The 3,059-nt window shown below is 61.7% G+C and carries 4 protein-coding genes; 3 read left to right on the top strand and 1 reads right to left on the bottom strand.

From position 1 onward, the window contains the following. Positions 1-428 precede the first annotated feature (428 nt). The gene (locus QZ271_RS14160; protein ID WP_291432563.1) at positions 429-695 is read left to right on the top strand and encodes a GlsB/YeaQ/YmgE family stress response membrane protein; all 267 of its coding nucleotides are present in this window, start codon (positions 429-431) and stop codon (positions 693-695) included. A 457-nt stretch (positions 696-1,152) separates the two neighbouring features. Next, positions 1,153-1,368, top strand: a complete 216-nt coding sequence (gene rpmB / locus QZ271_RS14155; RefSeq protein WP_189066767.1) for a 50S ribosomal protein L28 — start codon at positions 1,153-1,155, stop codon at positions 1,366-1,368. A 221-nt stretch (positions 1,369-1,589) separates the two neighbouring features. Here the strand turns inward: rpmB and lspA are convergent, their stop codons facing one another. Further along, positions 1,590-2,153, bottom strand: a complete 564-nt coding sequence (gene lspA / locus QZ271_RS14150; RefSeq protein WP_291432559.1) for a signal peptidase II — start codon at positions 2,151-2,153, stop codon at positions 1,590-1,592. Positions 2,154-2,276: 123 nt separating this feature from the next. Here lspA and QZ271_RS14145 point away from each other — a divergent pair, with 123 nt between their 5' ends. Next, positions 2,277-2,744 carry an S-ribosylhomocysteine lyase gene (locus QZ271_RS14145; protein ID WP_291432557.1) on the top strand — a complete coding sequence of 156 codons (468 nt, stop codon included), beginning with the start codon at positions 2,277-2,279 and terminating at the stop codon, positions 2,742-2,744. Positions 2,745-3,059: the final 315 nt, after the last annotated feature.

Genomic DNA, 3,059 nt, shown 5'->3' with positions numbered 1-3,059 from the left:
TTGGAGCGTTCTCGCTGGTCCAGGACGATTTCCATCTCGGCGAAGGTTTCGGGGTAGATCCCGGTATGCCGTTTGAAGCGCTTGCGGTTCAGTTTTCGGAGGCGTTCCAGGCGGTCGTGGCTCACTCACGCAGGGTAGCGGGGGACTTTCGCAGGAGGTCTAATCCGAGCCGATACGAGTCGGAACAATATATGGATTGGGCGGTATGCAGCCGCAGTCCGTATGAGGCCAGAAATGAGCGGTCTGAGCGCGATTCTGAAGTCCAGCCTTAGCGGGAATTGGCGGGACATCCATCCCGCCTTCGCCCGCCCTTGAGAAAGTAAGACCCTCTACATTTGGGGGGTTTGATGGGTTTCATGCTGCAACCACAACGAGAGCAGCACACGTTGATATCACTCGAATCAAGTTCCATACAGGAGGTAGAAATCATGGGTTGGATCATTACTATTCTGGTCGGTGCACTGTGCGGTTGGCTCGCTAGCCTCATCATGAAGACGGACGCCCAGCAGGGCGCCATTGCTAACATCCTGATCGGTATCGTCGGCAGCATCCTCGCGCAGTTCGTGTTCGGCAACCTGCTGAACATCGGCGGCGACGTGGCCGGCAGCAGCTTTAACTTCTGGAGCATCATCTGGGGTGTGGTCGGCAGCGTCGTTCTGATCGCCATCCTCAAAGCCCTGCGCGTCCTGCGTTAATCACCGCATCCTCAATCTGCGGTTTCTCGCGCTGCCCGGACGGTCTTCCCAGACCTGTCCGGGTTTCTGCTGTACGGCGTCGCGGTTTCCTCAGGGGTGCGCCCTGCACCGCCCCATCTGTACGGTCTCCGTTCATCTGCACGGCCTCGGTGCTGTTCTGGTCCGGATTGCGCTCCACTGCGCCATAGTCGGAGAAGCACCGCCTGCGGCTCCATACCGCGAAGGGGCGGATGCTGTTCCTAGCGGCGTCCGCTCAGGTTGATTCAGAAGTGCAGCGAATCAATCGGAATCCGCATCAATCTCCTCTGCGTGACTGGTGAACTGGCTTTTGCGTGGGCCTTGGCCCTGTGGTACAGTTGGACGGCTTGTCTGATTCAGGTCGGCGTGGCAGGGAACCCAGAACGGGTCACAGCCCCCGGTCAGTTACGAAGGATCAGGCTCAAGAAGGAGAGTCATCATGGCGAAAGTGTGCGAAGTGTGCGGTAAAGGACCGATCGTGGTGAACTCGGTCATCCGCCGTGGTAAGGCCCGCGCTGCGGGCGGCGTGGGCCGCAAGGTCACCGGCGTGAGCAAGCGAGTTCAGAAACCTAACCTGCAGCCCCTCACGGTCACCCGTGGCGGAGTCAGCCTGCGCCTGCGCGTGTGCAACAAGTGCCGCAAGGCCGTGGCCTGAGCGCACCAGTTCAACCCGGCCGCCCCTGTCCACCCCGGACGGGGGCGACTTCTTTGAGGTTGCCTCCAGTCGTCCCTGCACCACGCTCCTGAAAACCCGTATTCACAGAAGATCAGAAGGAAGTAGGAGGCGGCGCACCGGGCATTCCCTGGGCACCGCTGTTGCGTTCTTCATCCGCTCTCGCAGCGCGAGTCGTTCTTACTTGGCTTTGCTTGCTGGGGTCATTTGGCGGTGCGTTTCGACTTCTGGTCGCCCATGAAGCTGGTGATCAGTAGCGCCAGGGTACCCAGCACCACGCAGCTGTCGGCCACGTTAAAGATCGGGAAGTCCCCGGCGTTCAGGGCGCGGGTCACGCTGCTGAGCAGCGGCGAGTGAATCATGTCCGTCACCTTGCCCTGCCGCAGACCGTCGATGGCGTTCCCGATGGCCCCGGCCGAGATCATCGCCAGGATGATGCTCAGGGCACGCGGCTGCGGTTTCCAGGTCACGTATCCCAGGATGCCCAGCCCAACCAGCAGACGAACCAGGGCCAGTGGGGCGGCGCTGCCACTGAACAGACTCCAGGCGGCACCGGTATTGAAGGTCAGGAGCCACTCGATCAGTCCGGGAATGAACACCCGCGGTGGCTGGCCTTCTTGCAGGTTGGCCAGCGCCCAGGCTTTCAGGGCCTGATCGGCGGCGACCAGCAGCGCGGCCAGCACGAGGGGCAGCCACACGGGCGCGCGGCGGAATCGGTCGGTCAGGGTCGGCACGCTGCGCAGTATATGGAGTGCCCGCGAGTCCATGCAGCCCGCAAGCTCGGTAGAGCACAGGGGCGGCGAGACACAAGTGGTCAGGAGCCATGGGGAGTCAGGAGGTGTCTGGCTGTGTTCACGTTTGTCCGCCGTGCTGCGGCGCAGAATCTGGGCATGGCGAACGTTGAATCCTTCGATCTCGACCACACCAAGGTCAAAGCCCCTTACGTGCGACTGGCAGGCGTGAAGACCACGCCGCGCGGCGACTCGATCAGCAAGTACGACCTGCGGCTGTTGCAACCCAATCAGGCGGCCATCGATCCGGCCGCCATTCACACACTTGAGCATCTGCTGGCGGGTTACCTGCGTGACCACCTGAAGGACGTGGTGGATGTCTCGCCGATGGGCTGCCGCACGGGCATGTACATGGCAGTCATCGGTGAACCCGATGAGCAGGGCGTCCTCAATGCTTTCGAGGCAGCCCTGAAGGACACGGCGGCGCATGACCGGCCCATTCCCGGTGTCAGCGAGCTGGAATGCGGTAACTACCGCGATCATGACCTCGAAGCCGCGCGCGGTCACGCCCGCGACGCGTTGGCACAGGGCCTGAAGGTGCAGGAGACGGTCCTGTTGCAACGCTGAGTGATCCGGACTCCCATTGGCTGGTCTGCAAAACCGTTCAAGTCGAGCAGATACAAGTGGTATTAAGGCGGGTCCCGGACGTGGGGCTGGCAATTCGGTGACCGTCGCGGTTAGCACCGAAACAGATGGCAGTCGTAATGAGGTGAGACAGCCTGGAGTAACAGCCGCCTCAGGGTGGCTGTTTTGCGTTCAGGGCGCGATTTATGGGCATTTCGGTTCGTCAGTGAAGGGTGGGCGCGGCGGGGGGTGTTGACAGATGGGCCGGGGACCTGTATCTTTTCTGAGCCTCAAGCGAGGCGCGATGCATGACAAGCG

It is taken from the genome of Deinococcus sp. (genome assembly GCF_018260555.1).
Lineage (GTDB): Bacteria > Deinococcota > Deinococci > Deinococcales > Deinococcaceae > Deinococcus.
Note: the sequence above shows the minus strand (reverse complement) of the source record. Positions and strands in the feature narration are given on the sequence as shown.